This window comes from Bacillus sp. ISL-46 (assembly GCF_018613205.1).
The window spans coordinates 54,347-74,788 of sequence record NZ_JAGGQR010000011.1; the positions used below are offsets into that span (position 1 = coordinate 54,347).

Annotated in this window: 14 protein-coding genes; all 14 read right to left on the reverse strand. The window is 38.9% G+C overall.

The features are described 5' to 3' along the window. Window positions 1-17 precede the first annotated feature (17 nt). Entirely contained in the window at window positions 18-1,178 is a 1,161-nt protein-coding gene (locus J7E67_RS05380; protein WP_214716705.1) for a serine hydrolase domain-containing protein, read from the reverse strand. Between the two features lie 103 nt (window positions 1,179-1,281). Beyond that, entirely contained in the window at window positions 1,282-2,772 is a 1,491-nt protein-coding gene (locus J7E67_RS05385; protein ID WP_214731147.1) for an ABC transporter substrate-binding protein, read from the reverse strand. A gap of 208 nt (window positions 2,773-2,980) precedes the next feature. Then, window positions 2,981-3,286 (reverse strand): AtuA-related protein, encoded by a 306-nt coding sequence (locus tag J7E67_RS05390; protein WP_214716707.1) that lies wholly within the window; start codon window positions 3,284-3,286, stop codon window positions 2,981-2,983. Then, entirely contained in the window at window positions 3,283-4,644 is a 1,362-nt protein-coding gene (locus J7E67_RS05395) for an acyclic terpene utilization AtuA family protein (protein WP_251026580.1), read from the reverse strand. Before J7E67_RS05395 ends, J7E67_RS05390 begins: the two co-directional genes overlap by 4 nt. A gap of 76 nt (window positions 4,645-4,720) precedes the next feature. Beyond that, window positions 4,721-5,563 (reverse strand): polysaccharide deacetylase family protein, encoded by an 843-nt coding sequence (locus tag J7E67_RS05400; protein ID WP_214716708.1) that lies wholly within the window; start codon window positions 5,561-5,563, stop codon window positions 4,721-4,723. Between the two features lie 37 nt (window positions 5,564-5,600). After that, window positions 5,601-7,877, reverse strand: coding sequence for a glycoside hydrolase family 3 protein (locus tag J7E67_RS05405; RefSeq protein WP_214731149.1), 2,277 nt, complete (start codon window positions 7,875-7,877; stop codon window positions 5,601-5,603). Between the two features lie 247 nt (window positions 7,878-8,124). After that, window positions 8,125-9,132 (reverse strand): MFS transporter, encoded by a 1,008-nt coding sequence (locus tag J7E67_RS05410; protein ID WP_214731151.1) that lies wholly within the window; start codon window positions 9,130-9,132, stop codon window positions 8,125-8,127. Window positions 9,133-9,237: 105 nt separating this feature from the next. Beyond that, window positions 9,238-10,335: a Gfo/Idh/MocA family protein gene (locus J7E67_RS05415; protein WP_214731153.1), complete on the reverse strand. Its 1,098-nt coding sequence runs from the start codon at window positions 10,333-10,335 to the stop codon at window positions 9,238-9,240. Window positions 10,336-10,353: 18 nt separating this feature from the next. After that, the gene (locus J7E67_RS05420; RefSeq protein WP_214731156.1) at window positions 10,354-11,232 is read right to left on the reverse strand and encodes a sugar phosphate isomerase/epimerase family protein; all 879 of its coding nucleotides are present in this window, start codon (window positions 11,230-11,232) and stop codon (window positions 10,354-10,356) included. 67 nt (window positions 11,233-11,299) lie between these two features. Next, window positions 11,300-12,883 (reverse strand): glycoside hydrolase family 43 protein, encoded by a 1,584-nt coding sequence (locus tag J7E67_RS05425; protein ID WP_214731158.1) that lies wholly within the window; start codon window positions 12,881-12,883, stop codon window positions 11,300-11,302. A gap of 382 nt (window positions 12,884-13,265) precedes the next feature. Then, window positions 13,266-14,027 (reverse strand): DeoR/GlpR family DNA-binding transcription regulator, encoded by a 762-nt coding sequence (locus J7E67_RS05430; RefSeq protein ID WP_214716714.1) that lies wholly within the window; start codon window positions 14,025-14,027, stop codon window positions 13,266-13,268. A 415-nt stretch (window positions 14,028-14,442) separates the two neighbouring features. Further along, a complete protein-coding gene (gene rhaA / locus J7E67_RS05435) occupies window positions 14,443-15,696 on the reverse strand; it encodes an L-rhamnose isomerase (RefSeq protein WP_214716715.1) in 1,254 nt (417 codons plus the stop codon). A 21-nt stretch (window positions 15,697-15,717) separates the two neighbouring features. Then, window positions 15,718-17,136, reverse strand: a complete 1,419-nt coding sequence (rhaB, locus tag J7E67_RS05440; protein WP_214716716.1) for a rhamnulokinase — start codon at window positions 17,134-17,136, stop codon at window positions 15,718-15,720. A 168-nt stretch (window positions 17,137-17,304) separates the two neighbouring features. Next, window positions 17,305-20,436, reverse strand: coding sequence for a family 78 glycoside hydrolase catalytic domain (locus J7E67_RS05445; protein ID WP_251026581.1), 3,132 nt, complete (start codon window positions 20,434-20,436; stop codon window positions 17,305-17,307). Window positions 20,437-20,442: the final 6 nt, after the last annotated feature.

A 20,442-nucleotide genomic window follows, 5' to 3' on the forward strand; every position in this document is an offset into this window, starting at 1 on the left:
AGACTTATTTTTTAGGCTCATAGTGCTCCATAAATAACAGATCGTAGTCTTGGCTGCTGATAATCCTCAAAGTTTGGGAGCATTTGCTGCATATAAACGGCCGAAAGCCTTTCTTTTGGACAGATTGTTACCCAAGCTCCCGACATTCCGTTCCAGCCAAATTCACCAACAGGGCTGTTACTGCCTGATAATGGTGGATTCATCATTACCTGTACTCCAAGTCCATAGCCATATCCGGCCAGACGATCCCAATTAAAATCCAAGGAATTCTGGGAGTTTAGATGGTTCGTTGACATCAGCTCGATGGTTTTTCTTCCTATAATTCGATTGCCATTCATTTCTCCTCCACTGGCTAACATATGGGCAAATTGACTATAATCATTTAGAGTAGAGAAAAGCCCTCCACCTCCACTTTCAAAGTGAGTATTTACTTTAGGAAACATATCTGAGCTTTTAATTAGATTGCCTTCTTCATTCCGGATGTAAAAGCTAGAGAGAGACTCTTTTTTCTCATCGGGTAGATTGAAGAATGTGTTATGCATTGATAAAGGTTGAAAAATTTCCTCATTCAAGAATTGGCCAAGTGTCTTTCCAGAAACCACTTCTATTAGTGCCCCTAAAACATCATGGCTGTATCCATACTTCCAGCCAGTTCCGGGATCAAAGGCTAGCGGAATCGTACTTAGTGCTTTAGAAAGTGCGCGAATATAGGTTTCTTCGGTAAAATCATCTTGACTATTTAAACGTTCCTCTACTCTCCTTACCTCGCTTTCCTGTTCTGTTGTTCCCCAGCTATAACTTAAACCGGATGTCATACTGAACAGATCTTTGACTCTGATAGACCTTGAAGCTGGCGATATTACCTGTCCACCTTCTTTACCAGTTCGATAGACTTGTGGATTTTTAAATTCAGGCAAATATTCTTCCAGTGGATCATTTAGCAAAAACTTCCCTCGTTCATATAAGATTAGGGCTGCTGTACATGTAACAATTTTCGTCATAGAGTGGATCCGGAAAATCGTATCAGAGGAAACTGATTTTTGCGTTTCTACATCCGCATAGCCAATGTACTCTTCAAATACCTTTTCCCCATCGTGCATTACAGAACATGCACAGCCAACAGGACCCCTTTCCACAAAACTTTTTAATAATGGGCTTACGTTATGAAACGACTTCATGTGGCTTTCATCTCCTCTATATTCATTTTTTATTTTGATTCGAACGTAAAGACATATTGGAAAAAGAGAAGTTGAAAACATTCCAGCTCTCTTTTCGTCCTTATTACTTATTTTTTTTCCACTTGTCATATTGCTTCTGTTTTTCAGCCATGATTTTATCCAGGCCTGCTTGTTTTAACTTCTTATTAAATACCGGTAAACTCTTCACCGGGTCTAACGTACCTGATTCAATCCCCACTTTATATTGGTTCAACACGTTCGTAGAGGCTGCAATCTCTGTCTTAACCGGATCCGGATTAAATGTAAAACCAAATGCCGGAGAAAATATAGCTGAATCATTATGCTTCTTAAAAATCTCCCAATAATTCGACGGGTTTCCTTCCCATGGATAAGTTAAGAAGTTGTTACCAATTTCCCACTGGCCAAACACATATTTTGATTCTGTTACTCCTTGAGGTAAACTAATCGTTCCATCTGATTTAACTTCATAATGCTTGCCTTCAATACCATTAGCAATTAAATTCATAATATCTTTATCTGTGTACAATAAGTTCATGAACTCCATTGCTTTTTCTGGATTTTGACTATTTCTGGCGATTGACATCCCAAAGGATGTAGCTGAATCTGTATAAGAATAAACATCTGTAAACCTCACAGCTACCATTTCATGCCCTGTAATTCCTTTTTCCTGTACTTCAAAGCCTGGCTTCATATGAGAAAAATAACCAAATCCTTTTCCAGCCTTTACAATATTAGCAGCTGCCTCTTGAGATGTAGCTGCATCCTTCATGATATAACCATCTTTGAACCACTTTCTTGTTAATTTAACTGAATCAATATATTCCGGGTCTTCAAACAAATTGATGAATTTTTTATCCCTAAAGGACATAACCCCCAAACTATCCCCAAGTACATCATATTTCCCGCCATTAAGGACGCTTGCCGTTGTTAATAACCCAGCATTAACAATTGGAGCTAAAGTTGGTTCTTTTTCTTTAACAACCTTAAACACCTTTTCTAAATCAGCAAATGATTTTACTTGAGACAGATCAATGTTGTATTTATCAACAATATCCTTTCTCATAATAAAACCATAATTTACTCCCCAGTCTCTCGCACTAGGTACTGCATATATTTTTCCGTTAACTCTGTCTCCTTCCAGAAGAGTTTTAGGAACTGCTTGCAAAATTCCATTACCATATTTTTCAAGTAGATCATCTAAAGGAATATACTGTCCCTTGACTGCAGATGTATTATAGCCATAGAATGATGAAGATACGATTAGGTCAAGTTTTTCATTGCCTGTCAGCAGGAGATTGGATTGCTGTGACCAAGCTGAACCATTAATTGGCATAAGTTTAACTTTCGCATTAATCTTTTTCTTCACAATTTTATTGATTTCATCTTGGACCAATGGCAAATCGTCGATCTTCGTAAAAGTCATGAACGCCATTGTCAGCTCATATGGTTGATCCTTTGAATCAGATTTACTATTGTTACTTGTCCCACTTTGCTTCGTAGAACAACCAGCCAAAATTAATACAGCTGATAGAATGACCACTAGAAATCTGGCAAAAAATTTACCCTTGTTCATCGTTTTCCCCCTTATTTTTGGTTGTGATAGCACACCAATGGAAACGCTATCAAAATACATTTTAAGAACTTAATAAAAATCTTGTTCTTAGTTTCATTTTAATATAGGGTATAAAGGCACACTTACCAATAAAACGACATATTATTTTAAATCTTCCGACTTTTCCGCCTCCCCTTCTATTTTCTTTTTTTAATAAGTACACTCAAATCTAATCCAGGATCTCCAATTCCAGCAGCGCCGAGCTTAAACTTTTTCCGTGCATATCCATAGCCAGTGATCTTGTAACCCCACCGCCCAAAGCATTTTCCAACACGAAATTCAGTGCTCCTAAACTTGGAATCTCGTATCTTTTCACTTCGCCCTGAACAATCTCCTGGAACCAATCCTTCACTCTTTGCGAGGTTACCTGCTCTTTTATCTTTTCATATTTATCCATGTCATAAGCAATTACGGATATCACTGAAATATTCCCCTTATCTCCGGTCCTTGAATGAGCAATTTCCCTTAATTTCATGCTTCCACCTCTTCATAGACTACTTCAAGGTTGATATCATCTTCCGAAATCAAAATGGAACCAATCGCAATTATTTCTCTACAAAACTTTCTGGCTCCTCCGCCTCCTGAAGGGCCATTCGTATAGAGTGCTTCCACTTCGTTTCCAATTTGATCCGCAGCCTCTTTTGTTTGCGTCTTAGCTGCAACTCTCAACCGTACCTCTTTAAAATCTTTTTTGTTTTCATTCAAAATTTCACTTAACGTATCTTGATAAAGTGAATTGACCCCGATAAAATCAATTCTTAATTCATCAATTGGCAGGCGGCTATTTTCCAAACGTTTTTTAATAATCTCTCCAGCCAATTTTGCTCTATCCAAAGCACGAGGACCACCATAGCTTATTTCCCCTTCGCCAATATAACCGTCCTTATACCCGATACTGGTTTTTAGAAGACCTGTCTTTTCCTTACCATTGGCAGATTGGATTAGTACTCTATCTTTTTCAAGCTGCTGTACTACCACCTTTGAAAAATCTGCGACTACATCAGGTGTAAAATAATTTTCAGGATCTTGAATTTCATATAGAATTTGTTCCTTACAGGTTTCCGAGGTAACCAATCCTCCAGCATCAGCCAGCTTGGTAATGAGAATGCCGCCCTTCTCATCCATTTCTCCGATTGGGAAACCAATGTTCCATAAATCAGGTACATCCTTATAACCGGGATCAGCAAAGTATCCTCCCATCACCTGTGAACCACATTCTAGTAGATGGCCAGCCAACGTACCTTTCCCCAATAGACTATAATCTTGAAAATCCCAACCAAATTCATATATTAATAGACCAAGTACAAGAGATGGATCCGCAACCCTGCCCGTAATGACGATGTCAGCCCCCTCTATTAGAGCTTGTACGATGCCTTTGGCTCCTATATAGGAATTAGCCGAAATTATTTGTGAATGAATGGACCGAAGCTTTTCACCCGTTTCCATAATTTTATAATCCATATATTTCTCAATCTTTTGAAACACATCATCACCGAGAACAGCTGCTATCTTGAGCTGTTTTATTCCTAGTCTTTCTGCCAGATGTTTGGTTGCATTTACGGCTGCGAGCGGGTTGGCTGCACCCATGTTGGTAATAATCTTTACTTTCCTTTCTACGCATTCAGTTAGAATCTTTTCCATTCGATATTCTAATAGTTCATTATAGCCTTTATTTGGATTGATCTGCTTTTGCTGCTGAGCAAGAGCTATCGTCCTTTCTGCCATACATTCGAAAATAATATAGTCCAAGTTTCCATTTTTAATAATGTTTATGGCTGGTTCAATCCGATCTCCTGCATATCCAGCTCCCGATCCTATCCTTATCTTTTTCAATTTTGTTGCCTCCCAAAAACAGGATAACCCGAAAAATCACACATATTCCTAGTGTCCATCTTTCGGGTTTTATTCATTATATAGTTCTTTGTTGAGTACGCAGATCGCGCCATTGAATTAACTTTATATCTTCTGAATGCAGCAATTCCTGAATTTCCTTATCCCGAAATACATCAAATTCAAACCGCCTCATTGGCCAAGTATCCGTAATCGATTTTAATTCGCTAGTATCTAAGGAAGGATGGAAAACTAATTCCGTTACTCCAGGTTTTAATGAGCGGATACAGTTTATGGCCGCCTCTTTGGTTATCTGATAAGCCTGTTCCTCTCCTTGTGGAGCAAAGAAAGGTAACATTTCTATATAGTCGGGTAATTGAATCCCCTTTTTTTCTGCAAGAGCGACAATTTCTTCATGATTCGCCTGCGTTCTGAGCGAGTGACCTTGTTTAGCATATCTTAATGGCAATTGATATCGTTCGCAAAGGTCTAACAGTATGTCCATGACATGATGCATACTTCCCATATGGTTATCAATATTGGTGGGGTCCAGACCTAATTTAATTGCGAATTCCATCTGGGCTATCGCTTCTTCACGAAGCTGTTCAGGATTTGCATAATTTACAACAGTATGGGTATCTGCAGGAAAATACCCATTTTCATCCACCAGCGTATTCATATTTGAATTAAGCGGCCCCCATTTATAAACATTCCATTCGGATGTATGGGTAAAATGTATTCCCACGTCCATCGAAGGATTTTGTTTAACCAACCGGACGGCTTCCAATGTCCAAGGACATGTCATCATTAGGCTTGCGGACGTAATCGACCGTTCCTTTAGTAGTGTGGAGATTGCTTCATTTGTTGAATGGCACATTCCAAAATCATCAGCATTAAGAATTAAAAAACGTTCATTTGACATGTTCTCCCTCCTATTCTTAATGATTACGATTCGTTTTTTATTTGGCTTTTTGATATTTTTTTGTTCTATCATCCTGAATCCTGCCAGTCCAATTAAGACCAAATGCGAAGTCATAAACATGACCTTCAGCGTCTATATGACATTCCATGTCGTGAGCAACATCTTCCAATTGCTCTTCGATTGTTTTCATATTTGCTGGCATTTGCATTGGCAGAAGACCTGAAGGCTCAGTTTTCCCTGTTAAAATATCAAAAATTGCTTGATCCTGTACTCCAAAATTCACAATGATAGAATCTACATTTCTTTCAAATTCTTCCACGACCGTTGGGTTTGATAGCAGGAGCGAAACAATAACCGGTTTTCCTTTCATAATTTCAACTGTTTCTACTACCATATCCAAATCTGTGGTATTACTTGGTGTTACCGTTTTTCCTTTGTACGATCGGTTTAAAACATCACCCACTCGGGCATCACCGGCAAGACTTTTTTCACGAGCGGAAATCGCCGTATAAGGTTTGTATTGAAGGCTGATTGGTACATATCCATTTCCACCTTCCTTTACATCTTCATGACTATAACCTGTTCCGGCCTTAGGAGTGCTAATAAAGACTAATCCAAAATCGGCTTCTGCAGGGTTCTCCGTCACCTTAAAATATTTCCTTGCTACATCAATATTAATTGGATATTCGAATTTTTCAGGTGTTGGTTTACCAAACCAATCTTTGCCGGCAGGTGTATATTTTTTAGGGATATACACGATTCCTTCCTTACTTAGTGGTAAGATGTTATTCCTGTTTTTCAACATAACGATAGACTTGAGCTGCGCTTCATATCCTTCCTGCATATAATCTGGTTTCCCAACCTCATGAACAGTTTCTTCCACTTTTAGATAAGGATTTTCAAAGAGACCTAGTCGAAAGACATTTTTTAATAAACGTACGGCTGATTCCTCAAAGCGCTTTCGCATCAGTGCCTCACCATGTTCAGCAACACCCATTTGGAACGCTTCTAGAATCGGACCAACTTCATTATTTCCTCCAAATTGATCGACTCCCGCCATGATTAGTTTATAATGTCGTTCAGCAACCGACAGATTTTCGACACCCCAAGGCTTCCCGCCGACAAATGTATCAATATTCTCTGGTTCATCGGCAGTAATGATCCAATCCGTGCAAACAACACCATCATATCCATATCTTTTTCGAAGTAAATCATTGATTAAATAAGAGTTGTAAGAATTACCGACATTTTCTCCATTTACAGGATCTTGATCAACTGAAATGGTGTAATATGGCATTACGGCTGATGCCATCTTTGTTTTACCAGGCAAGTTAAAGGCACCTTTTATGAAAGGAATTAAATGTTCTTCAAAGTTTCCACCTGGATAGACTGCAAACTTACCATATCCATAGTGTGCATCCCTTCCACCTTCGCCAGAGCCTCCTCCCGGCCAATGTTTTACCATTGCGTTTACGCTGTCATAACCCCAGCCTTCGGCAATTTCTTTAACACCTGCTGAATTCTGAAATCCTTCCACATAAGCTTGAGCCATATCAGTGGAAAGCTGTGAATCTTCCCCAAACGTTCCATTAAAACGGAACCAACGCGGATCTGTTGCAATATCGATTTGCGGGGATAGTGCAGTTGTAATGCCTAATGCCCGGTACTCCTTTGAGGCAATTTCTCCAAATTTTGCTGCCATTTCTGGTTTAAATGTTGCTGCAAGACCAAGCGGCTCAGGCCACATAGAAATATTACCTCCCGCTCCTGCATTAAATTCGGTACTAGAATCTGAACCATGACGTGGATCCGAGCTGTTGTTTGCTGGGATACCCAGCCCTGTTCCTTCGGCAAAAGCCTGAATATTGTTATTCCAGTGCACAGCAGTTTCAGGACTTTCGATCGTGGTAACGAGGATATGCCTTAAGTTATCTTTAGAAAGAAACTCGATTTGTTCATCGGTTAAGTCCCATGGATTTGCACCGCTTTCTTCGTAGGACTTCCCCCCGTACGTACCAGCAAACCAACCCTTACTCCCTGCAGGAACCGCTTGATGCCTACTATATAACATGAGTCCCGCGATTTGCTCAATTGTCATCTTTGAAGCCAAGTCCTTTGCTCTCTCCTCTGGAGTTAGCCTCCAGTCTTCATACTTATCTATTTTTCCATCTTTGTTTAAATCCTTAAAAAAGTGGCCATCTTTTTGGATGATGGTAACTCCGGAAGTTTCGGAATAACCCAACGTTGGGCCACCGCTATTTTCTACAAATTTGATTTGGTCTTCAGTATCGATTTTTGTTTTAATATCTTTCATTTAAAATCCTCCAATGAAAACAGTGTAGTAGTGACGATCTTCATTTCTAAAGTGGCTCACTATATTCAATTTGCTCTTTTCTGAATTCTCACCATGTTTTGTTTGTTTAAAAATAATACGGAACAATAGACAAGGAGAAAAAATACCATTACGAAGGCTGAAAACAAATAAATAGAACCATAATTTGTTTTTGCCGCAATCAAACCAAGAACGGCAGACCCTCCTCCAATTCCTAAGTCAAATGAATTTAAAACATGGCGGTTACTTTCGTATACCGTTCAGGCTTCGTATTATTCAGTGCCCAGGCTTGGAGAGAAGGGAATAATGATCCTGTACCCATCCCATATAGGATTGCAGCAATGATTAAATCACTTAAAGTAGTAGTTTGATATATTAATACAAAACCAATGATGACTGAGATCGAACTTGGAACTAACACCCAAGCATGTCCTTTACGGTCAAATACTTTTCCTGAAATGAAACGGATTAAGAATCCACTAACCGTATTTACAAAATAAAACCATTCCACTCCTTCTATCTCTAACTCTTTTGCATAAAGTGCCATAAAACTAATGACTCCACCCATGCATATGCCAAATAAAAGCATCAAGAAGCTAGGAAAAATAGCAGAAGGTTCAATCAATGATTTTAGGAATGATGTTTCTTTTTGATTGGAATTGATCACACTTTCGGGGAAAGAAATGAAACTAATACAAAACAGGAAGATTAGTAAACTAACTCCTGCGGTACCGAATAATATGATTGGATTATAGGAATTAAACAGCCATATCCCAACAAATGGCGATAATGCTAAAGCAATCGTTGTACCATTCCCAAGCATACCCATCCCTTCGCCCCTTCTTTGTTTTGGAATAATCTCCGCTGCTAAAGTGGAAAGAATCGTGACAGCAAGACCAAACCCGAAACCATGCAGAATACGAATGGAAAGTGCAAGGATGAAGTTTGTCCCAAAGTAATAACCTAGAGAGGCGATTAAACAAATAAGGATAGAGACTACTAATGTTTTCTTTTTTCCAAATTTATTGGTAAAAAATTCAGTAAAAGGACGAATGATAATGGCCGAAAAAGTAAAACTGCCAATGATTAATCCTATTTGAGATATATCGAGTCCCCCATGTTTTGCCAAAAAGAGCGGGAGAGTTGGCAGCAATAGATCAAATGCGAAAAAAGCAAATGCATTTGCAAACATAATAATAAAAAAGGTTTTGGTCCATAAAGATGGTGTATTCGACACGAATTTTTTACTCCTTTAATTAGAGGATCACCTTTTTGCTCAGAAACAGGTAGGAAAAAGGAGGATCTAAAATCCCCCTTTTTCTTATTCTTGTTTGCCTGTTTGTTAAAAGTCTATTGTTTTTCCTGTCTTTGCTGAGGTATATATCGCCTCTAAAATTTGTGTGACAACTAATGCTTGTTCCGGTTTAACAAGTGGTTCTGTATCATTAATAATGCATTCCAGCCACTGTCTCGCCTCTTTTACTCCAGGCTCCTCTGCTCCTGCATCAAAATAAGCAATTCCTCCGCCTGTGGCAGGTTTCGTTTCAACCAACTTCCCGTATTTTGTGCCATTGAAAACTAACTCACTTGTAGGTGAATTTGGTAATGCTTTCATTTCAGCACCACCTTCTGTGCCACATAAGGTTGCCATTGCTTCTCGAACATCCGTTGTATTTAATGCCCAAGAACATTCTAAAATGATCGTGGCCCCATTTTCCATTTTAATAAATCCAAACGCTGAATCTTCTACCCTATATGTTTCTGGGTCCCATGGTCCGAACAAATTTCCTTCATGTTTATCTGCAAGCTTATGGAAAACGGAACCTGTTACAGATTGAGGTTTGTAATTGTCCATACACCAAAGCGTCAAATCCAATGCATGTGTACCGATGTCGATTAATGGTCCGCCACCTTGTTGTTCTACATCAAGAAACACCCCCCATGTAGGAACCGCTCTTCTTCTAATGGCATGCGCCTTAGCAAAATAAATATCGCCGAATTCACCTTCTCTTGAAGCTTTGTACAATACTTCCGAGTCATCACGAAAACGGTTTTGGTAACCTATTGTAAGCTTCTTTCCTGTTCGATTGGCTACATCAATCATTTCTTCGGCTTCTTTAGAATTGATGGCCATTGGCTTTTCGCACATGACATGCTTTCCTGCTTCTAGTGCATCAACAGTGATAAAGGAGTGTTGCAGATTAGGAGTAAGTACATGAACAACATCAATCGAGTCATCCTGTAATAACTCCTTATAATTGGTATAAACTTTTGCCTCTTCTGTGCCAAATTGCTGTGCTGCTTTAACGGCTCTATCCTCTACCACATCGCAAAATGCAGTCATTTCTCCTAAATGACCAAGCTTTGCCAATGAAGGCATGTGCTTTTGATTGGCAATTCCGCCACAGCCGATGATTCCAATATTTAACTTTTTAGACATTAGGAACACTCCTCTTAATTAATATTTGATAAGACCTTTTACAGATTTCTCCATTACTGTTAAATCCCCCGAAATGCTTGTAAATTTATCGCCTAGCTGTCCTTCGTTTTCCACAATTGCATAACGGATGTATCCCAATTCATTAAGTTTTTGATAGGTTTCTTGAAAATTAACGATACCAGTTCCGAGATTGACAAAATCATTTGGCTTCACATACTCTGTATATATTTTCATCAGGTCATTGCTTTCTTCTTGGCTCGATGCGGTAAATATACTAACTGGATTTACATGTTTGCCTAAGTCCTTCTGATGGATCATGTCGCAGCGATTCCCCAATTTCTCAAGCAATGCAAGAGGATCATATCCTCCTCTCATAACCCAAACGAGGTCCAGCTCAAATTTCACGTTCGCTGGATCGGTATTTTCAACTAAAAGTTCAAATAAGGATGTTTCTCCTATTCTCTTAAACTCATGCGCATGGTTATGATAGTAAAAGTTCATCCCCGCTTCTTTGCACTTTTTTCCTATTTGATTTAGATGTTCGGCTGTTTGAAGGGTATCCTCACGGCCTGATATAAAAGCCATCGGGAAAACAATAGACTGACATCCAAGTGTTGCATTTTCTTGAATAATCTTATCCCAATCAACATCTAGTAACGCTTTACCAGGGGCAACACCTTCATGTGCTGCAAACGCTTTTAATCCTAGCTCGTCAAACTTCTGTTTGATGACTGGTAGGGAAAAGGTATCCGTAAAGCGCTCGCCTGTAGAAAAATTAGCAGAAATCAACTCTATATTTTTGTACCCTATTTGAGCTACCTTTTCTAACGTACGGAAATAATCCTCGTTTAACTCTCTAAATACTGAAAATAAATTTAATCCAATTTCCATTGTCATTTTTACTTCCCCTTTTTTTTTAGATTCGTCGTTTAAAACATTCATTGGCTGATAACTTTATTAGTTATTAATCTACTGATGCACCTATTAATGCTGTTAGTAAATCAGTTTTTGAATCTTCACCTCGTACATAGTTAAAATAATCAAAATGGGCAGGTGCAGTAGAAATCTTGCCATTTCCAGTCGCATACATTCCAAAAAATAAGCCCGTAAAACCCCCAGCAACTTCAGTCGCAAGTATAGAACTTTCCCCTTTACCCAAAGTGATTTTTTCTCCACTCGAGGATGTAAAAGAAAAGGTAAAACTAAAGTCATCTGCTTGAATTCCAAAGACAACGGTCGGCTCGTCATACTCTACTTCTGCTTCTACCTTCCACAGGCTGCCAATTCGGCGGCGGAATAATATAATAGACTTTCCTTCCTTAAGTGCTCTAGCAATTTCATAATGATAATTCTCGTTCATAAATACGGTAAGGCCTGCTTCCTCTCCATCTTCATTTGGGATAAATTCCATAAGGGCCGAAATCTCACAGTTAAAATGCTGCTGCCTGCGGCCAACAAATGTGGGAGATCCTGAATCATTCAATGTGGAAGATTGACCATGTAGTGTTAACCAACCAGATCGTTCCGTTACTGACCAAGAGCCTGCAATCGGATTACGGTAAAAATTCCAAACTGGCGAAAGGAAAGCGTTATCAAAATTTTCTTTTTCCTGCCATGGATGAGATTGATCTAATGGAAGTAATCTGGCTTCATTCACCAATTCTGCTCGTCCTGCTGCTCCAATAATGGGCCACCCTTCCTCTGTCCAATGGACTGAAGCAAGATTGGTTTCACGCCCAAGGTGATGACGTTTTGGATAGCCCACAGGTCTGATCCCTAAAAACACAGACCACCAAGTACCGTCCCCTGCTTGGACAAAATCTGCATGACCGGTGGCTTGAATTGGTTCATCAGTACTCCGATTCGACAGGATTGGGTTATTGGGATTGCTCTCAAAAGGCCCGTAAGAACTTCTGCTTCTTGCAATCGTTACCATATGGCCATATTCTGTACCGCCCTCCGAAATCATTAAATAATACCATCCATTTATTTTAAATAGATGCGGCCCTTCCGGAGAGCTGCCCCCTGTTCCTTTCCAAATTAACTGACGCTCTGTTAACAGCTGTCCAGAATCAATATCAAGCTCAGCCTGATAGATTCCTACAGGTTCACTGGAACCAAAAGAGCTTGTTCCACTCAAATAAACTTTCCCATCTTCATCGAAATATAAGGACGGATCAATTCCACCCCAGCCCTCAACGACTATTGGCTCGGACCAAGGACCTTCTGGCTGTTCGGCATGAACATAAAAATTCTTATTTGTTGTGATATTGGTTGTAATCACATAAAAGTGTCCATTATGATAACGGATTGTTGGAGCGAATATTCCTTGTGAAGGTCCCATTCTATGAATGCGGGTGAGCGGAAGCTGACTTTCGCGCGTCAATACATGGCCAATCTGTTTCCAATTGACTAAATCGGTACTATGAAAAATCGGAATGCCTGGAAAAAATTCAAACGAACTGGTAACCAAATAATAATCTTCGCCAACTCTGCAAACACTTGGATCAGGGTGAAATCCGCTAATAACTGGATTTGAATATTTCATTTCATTGTCACATCCTCTTTTCATTACGAATCTTATTTTGTAATGATTTATTTGCAGGAGAAATTTTAGATATTCTGTTCTATATTAAAGATAAAACAAATGAAAACCCTTTCCTACTGTAAATCCGACTAATTCCTTTCAAAATTCCGACTTTTTAAAAAAATCAAAATAACTCACAGAGACAAATCAAACAAGCCATACACGTTTTAATGTTTGGCTTGTTCTAGCCCTGTTTCAGCTTACATTTCATGCTCTTTCACGTAGGAAGTGATTCTAAGTAACCGTTCGATATGTTTCTGACTGGAGAGTTTATTTTCCTTTTCTGTCTCTTCTTTAAAATTTTTGAAATAAGTGTATAAAAAAACAGACCTGACTTGGCCTGCTAGTTTATAATTACTAACTTTATCTTTTTTTCTTCCAACTCGATTCTAGTTTCTTCATTTATATTTGAATCGGTAATAATGCAATCGATGTTAGAAACTGGTGAAATATGCGAAAAAGCACGAGTCCCAAATTTGCTGGAATCAACCATTAGAATGGTTTCATCGGCTATTTCCATCATCTGCTTTTTTAATAACGCTTGCAATTCATTAAAGTCACTTAGCCCTTTATCAAGATGTACCCCTTTACAGGAAAGGAAGGCTTTGTTAACGTGATACATCGCAAGGGAGCGCTCAGCAAGTGGCCCAACATATGAAAGGGATTGTGACAATAACGTTCCTCCAGTGGAAATCACTTTTATTTGTTCCTTTTTACTAAGCTCGATGGCCACCTTTATTGAATTTGTAAGGACGGTTAAAGGCATATCTGGCAGTTCCTTTGCGACATACCATGCGGTAGTACTTGCATCCAGAACAATTTGGTCCCCAGACTCAATAGATTGAACGGCTGCTCTTGCTATCGCTTTCTTTTCAGCAGCATTCGTAATCTCTCTTTCCAAATAGGAGGTCTCCGATTGATCTTTCTCAATACTAACCGCACCGCCATGGGAGCGCATTAATAAATTTTCCTTTTCAAGCTTTTCAAGATCACGACGAATCGTTTCCTCTGTAACAGAGAAAATCTTGCTAAGCTCAGTCACCCGAATACTTAATCGTTCATTAACCAATTCGACAATCTTTTTTTGTCTTTCTGCAACAAGCACTTATTCTGCCCCTTCCTGCCCCGAAATTTTTATTTATGTTGTTTTGTATTTGTTTTTTATTCATTCTCACTATAACTATAACATATATTTTTGAAAAACAAACATATAAAAGTTGGAATGAAAGATTCAACAAGGAGAAATTTTTGTTTTTGCAAAAAACAAGCCAATCGTCAAGAAGATTGGCTTGTTAGATTTATTATGAATTTACTAAAACTGCTTCCAATTCAAGTTATTTAACTCGTCAATAATGTCTTTTACTTTATCAACAGTCAGATTTACCTCTGTAATTCTACCAATTCTTTCAAACTTCTTGCTCTCGTTGCAAAAATACCAGGTGGTTTTGTGATACCAGTCGCAGCTTTCTCTAAAATAGCAACTTAAACCTCCTATTTGAGTCCTCCCCTAATAAATCCACTTATCTTTTTAATAAAACCTCTTGCTCATACGCTTTTACTTCTTCTAACCAAGATTCTTTTACTGGAACGCCCATTTTTTCACAGTAAAAGTCCCAAACTGCACCAAATGGATAGGTCTTGAATTCTTCCATTAACGCTAATCTTTCTGTGAAGTTTCCTTCTTCTTGAAGTTGTTTTAAGTGTTCATTTGGTACTAACATTGCAGAGAGTAATGCCTTGATCATGTTGCGTGTACCAATTGTCCAAGCAGCAACACGGTTAATGCTTGCATCAAAGAAGTCAAGACCGATGATGACACGGTCTAACGCGTCATTACGTACAATTTCTAATGCGATTTCTTTTAATTCATCATCAAGGATAACAACATGGTCACTGTCCCAACGTACGGGTCTTGAAACGTGAAGGGCAAGCTTTTCGCTAAACAAAAGCATTGATGAAATTTTATTGGATACTGTTTCGGTTGGATGATAGTGTCCTGTATCCAGTAAGCATAATTTATCATTTTTCATTGCATAATTTAGATAAAATTCATGAGAACCCACTACGTAAGATTCTGAGCCAAGTCCAAATACTTTACTCTCTACTGCATCCAGATTATATCTTTCATCAACTTCAACTGCAAAAATCTTATCTAATGATTCTTTTAGTCTTTTTCTTGGAGTCAGGCGGTCACTAGGAATATCCTTATAGCCATCCGGAATCCAAATATTTGTTAAGGCAGGTGTACCAAGTTCTTTACCGAAGTACTCACCAATTTTACGGCTGCCAATGCAGTGATTGATCCAGAATTCACGGATTTCTTCGTTTGGATGAGAAAGCGTCAAGCCATCATTTGCATTGGGATGTGAAAACAGCGTTGGGTTGTAGTCCAAACCTAAACCATTTTCCTTTGCCCATTTCACCCAGTTTTCGAAGTGCTTTGGCTTTAATTGATCTCTTTCCACAACTTCTCCATTAGTTTCCGCATAAATGGCATGTAAATTGACGCGATGTTTACCTGGAATCAAGGAAAGTGCTTTTTCTAAGTCTGCTCTTAATTCTTCAGGTGTCGATGCCTTACCTGGATAATTTCCCGTAACGGAAATTCCACCAGATAATTCGTTAGGATTTACTTCAAATCCACCGATATCGTCACCTTGCCAGCAATGAATCGAAATCGGAACATTTTTTAAAGTTTCGATTACTTCATCAACATTAATTCCCCATTTTTCATAAGCCTTCTTAGCAAGTTCAAAGTTTTCTTGAATAGACATGTATTTTCTTCCTCTCCATGGTTAGTTTGTAATCGGTGCAGTTGGCAAATATTTCTTTACCTCAAATGATTTTTTAACAATCGTGCGTGCTTCTTTAATATCTTGAATTTCATCGAGGGCCATTAACTGAGCTACGATATTACCGATCGCAGTCGCTTCAATAGGTCCTGCATATACTTCTTTCTTCGTTACATCAGCGACAAGTTGATTTAACATTTCATTTTGACAGCCGCCGCCGATGACATTGATTTTTTCAAATCTCTTTTCAAAAATTTCTTCAATTTCGTGAACGGCATCCTGATAGCTAACTGCTAAACTATCATATACGCACTTTGCGACTTCTCCAGGTGTGCTAGGAATCGACTGACCTGTTTCCACACAATAATTCATGATTTCCTGGACCATGTTCTCTGGTTTTAAGAAACGGTCATCATTGACGTTAACTACTGCCTTAAAATCCTTTGCTTCTCTAGCCATATCAACAAGCTCAGCAAAAGAATATTCATTATTGTAGTTGCGTTTTACCTCTTGAATCATCCAAAGACCCATGATATTTTTTAAAAACCGGTATTGATAATCAATTCCGCCCTCGTTTGTGAAATTATAATCCAGAGCTTTAGTTACACAGATCGGGAAGTAGTTTTCTACCCCAATTAAAGACCATGTACCAGAGCTGATGTAAATCGATGCATCCTCTTCTGGGACAGCAATAACGGCGGAGCCTGTATCGTGTGTTGCCGGAAGTATCACTTGGAGATCAAAGCCTAACTCTGAAACTAGTTCTTCTTTTAATGTTCCAAGGACGGTCTTAGGTGTCTTAATTTCATGGAACATTTCTTTATTAATTCCCAATATATCTAATAAATCATGATCCCATTTTTTCGTAAAAGCATTGACCAGTTGCGTAGATGTAGCGTTTGTATATTCGTTTGCTTTTTTTCCTGTCAGTAAATAATTGAAGTAATCTGGAATCATTAAGAATGATTTTGCTTTATCTAGGATTTCTGGAGAACTTTGTTTAATCGAATACAATTGATAGATTGTATTAAACTTTTGGAACTGGATGCCTGTTTCTAGATAAAGGCGTTCCTTTATGATTTTTTCAAAAACTTGCTCCATCATTCCGTCTGTTCTTGGGTCACGATAAGATACTGCTTCAGTTAATGGTTGATTCTTTTCATCCAATAACACAAAATCGACGGCCCACGTATCAATTCCGATACTGTCGGGTTTTATGCCAAGCTCATTGCACTTTTTTAAGCCATTTTTGATTTCTTGAAAAAGCTTATCGGCTTCCCAGCAATAGGAGCCACCTTTTTTGACAATTTGGTTTTCAAAACGATGAATTTCATCTAGTCTTAATAACCCATTTTCTAAATATCCTAGTATAAGCCGGCCGCTTGATGCACCAATATCTACAGCAATACTGTATTTTGTCATTAACATCACCTCTCGGTTGGAAACGCTTTCTGATATCTCTATCTTACTAGAAAAATACGATTTTCCTATAACGTAATTCGACCAATTTATTGTCCTTATTTGCACTTTATGATAAAAAAAGCCTACAGACGGTTGACCATCTGCAAGCTTTCCTGCTAATTATTCTTTCTATTCTGGTTTAGAACCTGCAATAATTGAACGGAATTCATAACTTCCGGATTTAAGTTCATAAACTGCCTTGCCATTTTTAAACTCGATAAACTTAACCCCGTTTGCCTTAGCCATTGGCTGTCCGCTTTCCTTAATGGTATTAACATTGTTTGTCGGAATATAGACAGTAGCTGTAGTATTTGCAGGGACAGTCGCTTTATATGTTAAAGTACCATTTTTAACTTCCCAGCCACTTTCGATCTTACCGTACAATGACTCAAATGAACCTTTTGAAGTTGTGATCCGCTTATCATTGTCAATAGTAGGCTTAAGAATGATATGCTTGAAACCAGGACTTGCTGGATCATTGGAAATACCAAGCATGTCACTATACATCCATTCACCAATGGCACCGTATGAAAAGTGATTAAAGGAATTCATACTAGCTGGACCAAAACCATCTTCTTTGGAGTACGAGTTCCACCGTTCCCAAATTGTTGTAGCACCATTTTTAACTGAATAGAGCCAAGACGGCATTTTATCTTGTAAAAGCAGTGTATAAGCAAGATCGGATTGTCCGACGTCACTTAACACAGGTGCTAACACATTGATTCCTAAAAACCCAACGGATAATGTATTTTCTGCATAGTTTACCCTTGCACTTGTAGGGTTTGCTGCCTTGTACTCAGCATCATTTCGAATATTTTTCACCAACAAATCGATCATTTGTTGTTTCTGATTGTCATTATCATACAGACCAAGCTTTAAAGCCCATAACAATGAAGTTTGTGCATTATTCTCCCCATCTGTCGGCGTTCTACTACCGGATAACAATGTAAGACTTCCATCGTTGCTATCCATTACAATATAGTTTTTGATAAAGGCTTTCTTAATATTGGTAAACAGTGTTTCATATTTTTCCGCATCTACTGAATTGCCTAAGGCCCGTGCCATTTGTGCCATTAGCTTGGCGTCATAGGCGTAATATGCATCGCTTATTAGGATTTGATTTGCTCCTGAAATACCATTGACATTAGCCCTTTGGAACGATAACCAATCCCCGTAAAAACTGCCCGGGCCGCGATAAGTGTCGCCTGTCTTTTGGTATATCAAATTCATGTATTTCTCCATGCTTGGATATACCTTTTTTATTACCGTGGTATCTCCGGTCATTTGCCAATGAGTCCAAGGGATAATTACCCCAGCGTCTGACCACCCTGAGTCTGGATTTTGAGATCTGCTATACCGTGTACGTGGTATGGTTACCGGAACTGAACCGTTATCATATTGATTAGCAACAATATTATCCGCAAAGTTTTCCATGAAGTTATAAGTATCCATATTGAAGAAGCCTGTTTTCGCAAATAATTGGGCATCTCCCAGCCAGCCAGAACGCTCATCTCTTTGAGGGCAGTCTGTAGGTATCCATAAATAGTTACCGCGTTGCCCCCATTGAATGTTACTTATCAGCTGGTTAACATCTTTATCGGATGTCTCAATTTTACCTGTTACATCAACTGCGGATGTTGCTACCTTACCAGTTACTTTTTGAACTTCCACAGAAGCGCTAGGCGTCACTACGCTTACCTCCACATATCTAAAGCCAAAGAATGTCAAGGAAGGCTGATAGGTTTCACCTTCTTCATTTCCTTTCAACGTATAGAAGGCAGAGGCCTTTGCTGAACGGAGATTCGCCTGATAGATTGAACCTTTCGGGCCGTCTGCTCCTTTGCTGTCATCATTCAACATCTCAGCAAAACGCAATTTTATTTGTGTACCTGCTTTTCCCTTTATCGTAATACGGGGAACACCCACCATGTTTTGACCAAGATCATAGAGTGCCGTATCACCGGAGGAAATATTCAGCTTAGAATTCTTTGCCGTATCACTATCATTAATGGTTCTGGAAAGATCTACTTGAACTTCTCCTTTACCATTTTTGCTCGATTCTTGATTAATTACTCCTGTTGTTGTTGTAATGGAAATCGGTTTTTGATCCAGGCTGTCTACAATTTGCGCAGTCTTACCGTTATAAGAGGTTACTGTTGCAGTTGGGTATTTTTGTTTATAAATGTGTTCTTTTACGCCACTCCAATTTGAGTCATCGAAACCATTTTTATTCCAGTTGGAAATTTCTTTTGTTGCATCATAGTTTTCACCGTCATAGATGTCGTTAGCTACATAAGGGCTATTATTAGAAGCTTTCCAGCCTGAAGTAGTATCTGTGACAATTGTCTGGGTGGAACCATCTTTGTAAGTAATAAGCATTTTGGCTAGCAGTGCCAAATCATTCCCTGTTGAACTATAATATTCTGCACTACTTGATATGCGGCTGTTGTACCATCCGTTACCGAGCACAGCTGCTAAAGTGACATGGTCCTTGCCTTGTAGATAACTTGATACATCATAAGTCATGTAATTAATATTTTTATGATAAGCAGTCCAACCGGGTGCCAGTAACTCGTAACTTTTGCTGCCGTCCGGATTAACAATCCCTAATTTTTCCCCGTTAAGATAGGCATCAAACACACCTAATGACGAGATATATAAACGAGCGCTCTTAACCTCACCTTTTAATGGCGTTTCTTTACGTAACATTGGAGCGCCCTTCTTTTCCGAGCTATCTATGGAAATCCATTTAGCTTCGTCCCATCCTGCGACACCGTTCGTACTTAAAAGGCCGGTTTCAAAATAGGTGGAATTCGTCTCGATTTGCTTGCCATCTTTGTCCCAGACAACAACTGTCCAGTAATAACGAGTGGAAGCTTTAAAAGGGCTGCCTCCATATTCTACCGCAACAGATTTATCAGATACGACTTTGCCGCTATTCCATACATCTGCTGCATTTGGTGTAAGCTTTTCCGGGCTGGTCGCAACTATCAATTGATAGGCCGTTTGTTTTTGACCACGAAGACTTGAAACCATCTCCCAGCTGAAGCGAGGTTTTTCAGAATCAATTCCAAGTGGATTACTTCTATATTCTACTTTTAAATCTGCTAACCTTGTTTCGATTTCTTGCGATGCTGATACACCAGACTCTTTTGCTCGAACCGGAAGACCTGTACTAATGACACTAGGAATTAATAGAGTCATAGCCATGGTAATATTAATAGCAATTCGCTTTGAAACTGTAACTTTACTTTTTTTCATAGTCTC

What these genes read in the sequence shown, in the direction of transcription:
- J7E67_RS05380 (WP_214716705.1), bottom strand. Translation starts at nt 1,178, where the DNA reads ATGAAGTCGTTTCATAACGTAAGCCCATTATTAAAAAGTTTTGTGGAA.
- J7E67_RS05385 (WP_214731147.1), bottom strand. Translation starts at nt 2,772, where the DNA reads ATGAACAAGGGTAAATTTTTTGCCAGATTTCTAGTGGTCATTCTATCA.
- J7E67_RS05390 (WP_214716707.1), bottom strand. Translation starts at nt 3,286, where the DNA reads ATGAAATTAAGGGAAATTGCTCATTCAAGGACCGGAGATAAGGGGAAT.
- J7E67_RS05400 (WP_214716708.1), bottom strand. Translation starts at nt 5,563, where the DNA reads ATGTCAAATGAACGTTTTTTAATTCTTAATGCTGATGATTTTGGAATG.
- J7E67_RS05405 (WP_214731149.1), bottom strand. Translation starts at nt 7,877, where the DNA reads ATGAAAGATATTAAAACAAAAATCGATACTGAAGACCAAATCAAATTT.
- J7E67_RS05415 (WP_214731153.1), bottom strand. Translation starts at nt 10,335, where the DNA reads ATGTCTAAAAAGTTAAATATTGGAATCATCGGCTGTGGCGGAATTGCC.
- J7E67_RS05420 (WP_214731156.1), bottom strand. Translation starts at nt 11,232, where the DNA reads ATGACAATGGAAATTGGATTAAATTTATTTTCAGTATTTAGAGAGTTA.
- J7E67_RS05425 (WP_214731158.1), bottom strand. Translation starts at nt 12,883, where the DNA reads ATGAAATATTCAAATCCAGTTATTAGCGGATTTCACCCTGATCCAAGT.
- rhaA (WP_214716715.1), bottom strand. Translation starts at nt 15,696, where the DNA reads ATGTCTATTCAAGAAAACTTTGAACTTGCTAAGAAGGCTTATGAAAAA.
- rhaB (WP_214716716.1), bottom strand. Translation starts at nt 17,136, where the DNA reads ATGACAAAATACAGTATTGCTGTAGATATTGGTGCATCAAGCGGCCGG.
- J7E67_RS05445 (WP_251026581.1), bottom strand. Translation starts at nt 20,436, where the DNA reads ATGAAAAAAAGTAAAGTTACAGTTTCAAAGCGAATTGCTATTAATATT.